6 protein-coding genes and 1 pseudogene are annotated in these 5394 nt (G+C 74.3%); 4 read left to right on the top strand and 3 right to left on the bottom strand.

Features of this window, described 5'->3' with window-relative positions:
- From JWR86_RS14090 to JWR86_RS14075, 4 genes and pseudogenes are all read left to right on the top strand, one after another.
- A pseudogene (locus tag JWR86_RS14090) lies at positions 1-529 on the top strand (PIG-L family deacetylase); the annotation flags it as partial.
- A complete protein-coding gene (locus JWR86_RS14085) occupies positions 520-1560 on the top strand; it encodes a glycosyltransferase (RefSeq protein WP_299566695.1) in 1041 nt (346 codons plus the stop codon). The pseudogene JWR86_RS14090 and the gene JWR86_RS14085, both read left to right, overlap by 10 nt.
- Complete coding sequence (locus JWR86_RS14080) at positions 1557-2555, top strand: GNAT family N-acetyltransferase (RefSeq protein WP_299566693.1); 999 nt, start codon at positions 1557-1559, stop codon at positions 2553-2555. The genes JWR86_RS14085 and JWR86_RS14080 overlap by 4 nt, the downstream gene beginning before the upstream one ends.
- The gene (locus JWR86_RS14075; RefSeq protein WP_299566691.1) at positions 2548-3450 is read left to right on the top strand and encodes a class I SAM-dependent methyltransferase; all 903 of its coding nucleotides are present in this window, start codon (positions 2548-2550) and stop codon (positions 3448-3450) included. The genes JWR86_RS14080 and JWR86_RS14075 overlap by 8 nt, the downstream gene beginning before the upstream one ends.
- Here the strand turns inward: JWR86_RS14075 and JWR86_RS14070 are convergent.
- The 3 genes from JWR86_RS14070 to JWR86_RS14060 all read right to left on the bottom strand — a co-directional run.
- Positions 3447-4025, bottom strand: coding sequence for a DUF1003 domain-containing protein (locus JWR86_RS14070; protein ID WP_299566690.1), 579 nt, complete (start codon positions 4023-4025; stop codon positions 3447-3449). The two genes, JWR86_RS14075 and JWR86_RS14070, sit on opposite strands and share 4 nt — an antisense overlap.
- A 25-nt stretch (positions 4026-4050) precedes the next feature.
- Complete coding sequence (locus JWR86_RS14065) at positions 4051-5145, bottom strand: glycosyltransferase (RefSeq protein WP_299566689.1); 1095 nt, start codon at positions 5143-5145, stop codon at positions 4051-4053.
- The coding region (locus tag JWR86_RS14060) for a glycosyltransferase (protein WP_299566687.1) at positions 5142-5394 on the bottom strand (253 nt) is incomplete at its 5' end. The genes JWR86_RS14060 and JWR86_RS14065, both read right to left, overlap by 4 nt.

Genomic DNA, 5394 nt, shown 5'->3' with positions numbered 1-5394 from the left:
CTGCCTGGACGTGCCCGACCAGGCTGCGGCGCCGGAGATCGCCGGCATCGCCCGGCAGCTCGTGCCGCGTCTCGCCGGAGCCGGGATCGTGCTCACCCACGCCCTGGAGGGCGGCCACCCGGACCATGACGCGGTCGCGGTCGCGGTTCGGGCCGCCTGCCGTCTCGCCGGCCCGAACGCCCCGACCGTCGTCGAGATGCCGTTCTACCGGGCCGGCCAGGCGGGCGAGGGCTGGATCCGGCAAAGCTTTTCCGACGCGGCCGGAGTGGCCGTGCTCCGGCTCACCCCGGACGAGCGGCGCCGGAAGCAGCTCATGCTCGACGCCCATGCCAGCCAGGCGGACACGCTGCGCAGCTTCGGGGCGGCCGACGAGCCGTTCCGGCCCGCCGCGCCGGCCGAGCGCGCGCGGCTGCTGGGCGGCACCGTAGCCCTCTACGATTCCCAGCCCTGGGGCGTCACATCTGCCGCGTTTCAGGCGGCCGCCGAGGCCGCGCTGCGGGCACTCGGGCTCCCCGACCCGTGGCTCTAACGGTTCTCAGCGTCGCCTACCCGCTGGCCCCGGTCTCGGCCGATGCGGTCGGCGGCGCCGAACAGGTGTTGGCCCGGCTCGATCGCGCCCTGGTCGCGGCCGGGCACCGCTCGGTCGTGATCGCCCAGGAGGGTTCGCGCGTCGCCGGCACGCTCGTGCCGGTGCCCCGCCCGGGCGGGGTCATCGACGATGCCGCAAAGGCCGCCGCCGAGGCCCGGCACCGAGAGGCGATCGGCGAAGCGCTGGCCCGGTTTCCGGTCGACCTCGTGCATCTGCACGGGATCGACTTCCCGGCCTATCTGCCGCCGGCGGGACCGCCCGTTCTGGTCACGCTGCACCTGCCGCCGTCCTGGTACCCGGCCGAGGCGCTGAGGCCCGAGCGGCCGCGGACCTGGCTCCATGCCGTCTCGGAGCATCAGCATGCGTCCTGCCCGCCGGGGCCCTGGCTGCTGCCCCCGATCGGCAACGGCATCGAGGTCGAGACCTTCGCAAAGCCTCGGCGGAAGCGGCGCTTCGCGCTCTTCCTCGGCCGGCTCTGCCCCGAAAAGGGCGTGCATCTCGCCCTGGAGGCCGCCCGGCTGGCCGACATCCCGCTCGCCGTCGCCGGCGAGGCATTCCCCTACCGGGCTCATCTCGATTACGTCCGCGACGAGGTCCGGCCGCGGCTCAGCCGCGTCCGGCGGCTGATCGGGCCGGTCTCGGGGAGCCGCAAGCGGCGGCTCCTGGCCTCCGCGACCTGCCTTCTGCTGCCGGCGCTGGCGCCCGAGACGTCGTCGCTCGTCGCCCGGGAGGCCATCGCGTCCGGCACGCCGGTGATCGCCTTTCCGGCAGGCGCCCTGCCGGAAACCGTGGACCACGGCCGCACGGGCTTCCTGGTGGACGACGTGGCCGCCATGGCCAGGGCTGTGCCGGAGGCGGCCCGGCTCGATCCCGCCCTGTGCCGGGCGGTGGCGCGCGAGCGCTTCCGGGCGGACCGGATGGTCGCGGCCTATCTGGACCTCTACGGTCGGCTCGCCGGGGGGCGGCCGTGACAGGCTCGTTCGAGGTCGCGGTCGCGGCGGACACAGATGCGCTCGAGGCGCTGGCGCCGAGCTGGTGGCGGCTGTGGCGGTGCTGCCCGGAGGCGACACCCTTCACCTCGCCGGCCTGGCTCCTGCCCTGGTGGCACGCCTTTGCGCCCGGGCCGCTGCGCGTGGTGGCGGTGCGGCGGGCCGGACAACTCGCCGCGTTGGCGCCCCTCTACTTGGAAGACGGAGCGTTCGGGCGCCGCCTGCTGCCGCTCGGGATCGGACTCAGCGACGGGTTCGACCTCCTGGTGGACCCCGACCTTCCGGAGGCCGGTCCGGCTCTGGCCGAGGCGGTCGGCCGGCTGCCGGGCTGGGACAGCCTGCACCTCGAGGAACTGCCGGAGGGCGCGGCCGCCCTGAGCCTCCGCTGGCCGGCCGGCTTCGCCGACGAGGTCACGGGGCAGAGCGCGAGGCCCGTCCTCGATCTCCCGCCGGGCGAGTCCGCGGTGCCGGCCCCCCAACGCCGGAAGCTCCGCATGGCCCGGCACCGGGCGGCGCGCCGCGGCGGCCGTGTGGAGCCGGTTCCGCCGGACGCGACGGACAGCTTCCTGTGTGACCTCGTCCGCCTCCACGGGGCCCGCTGGAGCGCCCGCGGCGAGGCCGGTGTGCTGGCGGACCCGCGCGTGCGGGCGTTTCACGCCGAGGCCCTGCCGCGCCTCGTTGAGGCCGGCCTCGCCCGGCTCTGGCGTGCGGTGATCGCCGACCAGGTGGCCGGCTGCTTCTACGGGTTGCAGCATGGCGAGGTCGCTTACGCCTATCTGGGCGGCTTCGACCCGGGCTTCGCCTTCGAGAGCCCGGGCACGATGCTGATCGGCGAGGCGATCGAGGCCGCCGCCCGGGACGGCGCGACGCAGTTCGATTTTCTGCGCGGCCAGGAAGCCTACAAATACGGCTGGGGCGCCACCGACCGCCTCAACCGGCTGCGTGTGGTACGGCGGCTGGACGGCGCCGGTGGCTGACGGGGCAGGCAGCGCCCGTGCCGTTCTGCGGCTCTTTGCGGCCGGCGGCCTCCCGGCGAACGTCGCGCTGATGCGGCTCCTGATGGAGACGGCCCGGCCGGAGGAGGCCGAGGCCGCGATCGCGGCCGAACGCGCGGCAGCCGTGTCGGCGGAGCCCGCGGAGCGCCTGGCCGGTCTCGGCGACCTGTTGCGCCGCCATCCGCAGGCCTGGGCCACCGTGCGGGGCGTGCTCGGGGAAGCGGAGCACGACCGGCTCGCCGGCCGCGACGGGCCCCGGCACTGGGCCGCCGTGTTCGACCGGCTGGCCCGGCTCGCGCCCGAGGCCTCCGTGGCGCTGTATGCGCTCGGCTCCCCCGATCTCCTCCGGGCGGCGACGGACGAGGTCGTCGGGCTGATGCGGAACTGGGGCCTGCTCGGGCGCGACCGCCACCTGCTCGAGATCGGCTGCGGCATCGGCCGCCTGACCCTGGCGCTGGCGCCCGAACTCGCCTCGGCGGTCGGGCACGACGTGTCGGCCGAGATGATCGCGGAAGCGCGCCGCCGGGCGGCCGGAATGCCGAGTCTGCGCTTCTCGCAAACGGAGGGCCGCGACCTCGCCGGCGTGCCGGCCGCGAGCCAAGACGTGGTGCTGGCGGCGGACGTGTTTCCGTATCTGGTGGAGCCCGACCCGGCGCTCGCGGAGCGGCACGTGGCCGAGGCCGCCCGCGTGTTGCGGCCCGGTGGCGCGCTCCTGATCCTGAACTACTCGTACCGGGGCGACGCCGCGCGGGACCGCGCCGACCTCCGGGCTTCCTTTGCCCGGTGCGGGCTGGTGGCGGAGCGGGAGGGCACGCGCGATCTCGCCCTGTGGGATGCTCTGGCCTTTCTCGGCCGCAAGGGCCCCGCCGGCCGCTAGGAGGAGCGGCGCTCGCCGTCCTGCTCGCGGGACGCCAGCTCGTCCAGCACCGCCTCGGGCGCCACGTCCCGCTTCAACTCGCCGACCTCGGCATCGGCTTCGGACTGGATGCCGAGATGCTCGGTGATGGCCGCCACCATGGTCACGAGCTTGGTCACCTCGTGCTCGGCCAGCAGGCTGACCTGGAGGTCGAGTTCGGCCCGCTTCTCCTGCGCGGCCGCCATCCGGTTCTGGCTGATCAGCACGAAGGTGGACAGGAAGATGGCCTCCACGGAGGCGGAGGTGCCCAGGATCACAAAGGTCTCGTCCCAGCGCGGCACCCCGGGGATGAGGCCGAGATTGGCCAGGGCCCAGAACCCGAACAGCACGGCGTGCAGCAGCACAAAGGTCATGCTGCCGGCGAAGCGCGTGACGGCATCCGCCGTGCGGTCCTGCCACGAGGCCGCCTCCTGCTCCCGGCGCCGCCGCTCGTTCAGGGCTGCGATGTTGCGCGACAGCACCGGCGACAGCCCGGGCGGGCGGGGCGGTGGCACCACTGGAGGCGTCCCGGCATGCGGTCGGTCGCTTCCCGTCATGGTACCCGGCCCTCCGCCGAAGCCCTCAACTGCCGACCAGCACCCGGCGCGGAACGCGCTGGGCAGGGCGGGCCTTGAGGAGATAACGCTCAAGCGCCTCCGCTCGATGCGCCGCCGTGTGCTCGCTCAGCACCCGGGCCCGGCCCGCCGCTGCGAGCTGGCGGCGCGCCTGTTCCGGCTGGCCGCGCAGGATGCTGACGATCTCGGCAGCGCTCTCGGCGATGAGCACGTCTTCGCCCGGCCGCAAGACGTCCTCGATGCCGCTCCAACGGTCGGACACGATGGGCGCGCCGCAGGAGGCCGCCTCGAACAGCCGCACGCTGGGCGACCAGCCGGCCGCCACCATGTCGGCCCGCGTGACGTTCAGCGTGTAGCGGCTCGCCGCATAGAATTCGGGATGGTCCGCCGGCCCGACATGGGGCAGGCGCTCTACATTCGCCGGCCAGGCGATGTCGTCCGGATATTGCGGCCCGGCCACCACGAAGCGCAGATCCGGGCACAGCCGCGCCGGCTCCAGCAGCAGCCGGTCCAGCACGGGCTGCCGGTCGGGGCTGTAGGTGCCCAGATAGGACAGGTCCCAGCGGTGCGGGTGGTCGAGCCGCGGATACAGGTCCGGATCCACGGAGCAATAGAGCGCCCGGGCGGCAGGCGAGCCGTAATCGCGCTCGATGCGGCCGAGGGTCGGGCCTCCCGTGAAGGAGAGGTACAGGCCGTAGCCCGGGATCAGGTCGGGCGAGACGTATTCGTGGTCGCCGCGCGCCAGCTTGCCGAGCGTCACCGGCGTGTCGATGTCGTAGAACGCCGTGACGCCCGTGGCGGTGTCCTGAACCAGCCGGCCCACGGCCACGCCGTCGGGCACGTAGGAACCGACGATCACGGCATGGGCCCGCCGGATCTCGGCGCGATGCCGGTCGAGATCGGCGAGGTTCCGGTACAGGACGAGCCGGCACCAATCGGGGTCGACCAGATCGCGATGGGCCGCGTACCAGGGCACGTCGCGCTCCAGGAAGGTCACCTCGTGCCCGCGCGCCGCAAAGGCCCGCAGCAGCGCCCGGTAGGTGGTCGCGTGGCCGTTGCCCCAGGAGGAGGACAGGCTGAGTCCGAGGACGACGAGCCTCACGCCGCGCTCCTTTCGCGCTTGGCGGCGGCCTCGCGCCGGAGCAGCACGTCGAGCTCCGCGCCCCGGCGCTCGTAGGTGTGCCCGGCCAGGACGCGCCGCAGCGCGGCCGCCCCGATGGCCTTGGCCCGGTCCGGCGTGAGGTCGCGCAGATGGGCGGCCACGTCGGCACCGTCGCGCGCCACCAGAACCTCCTCGCCCTCCTTCAGAAACAGGTCGAGCCCCTCCCAGGCGTTGGTGATCAGGCAGGCG

Source organism: Enterovirga sp., from assembly GCF_028290205.1.
In the GTDB taxonomy this organism is placed as follows: Bacteria; Pseudomonadota; Alphaproteobacteria; order Rhizobiales; family Beijerinckiaceae; genus Enterovirga.
Note: the sequence above shows the minus strand (reverse complement) of the source record. Positions and strands in the feature narration are given on the sequence as shown.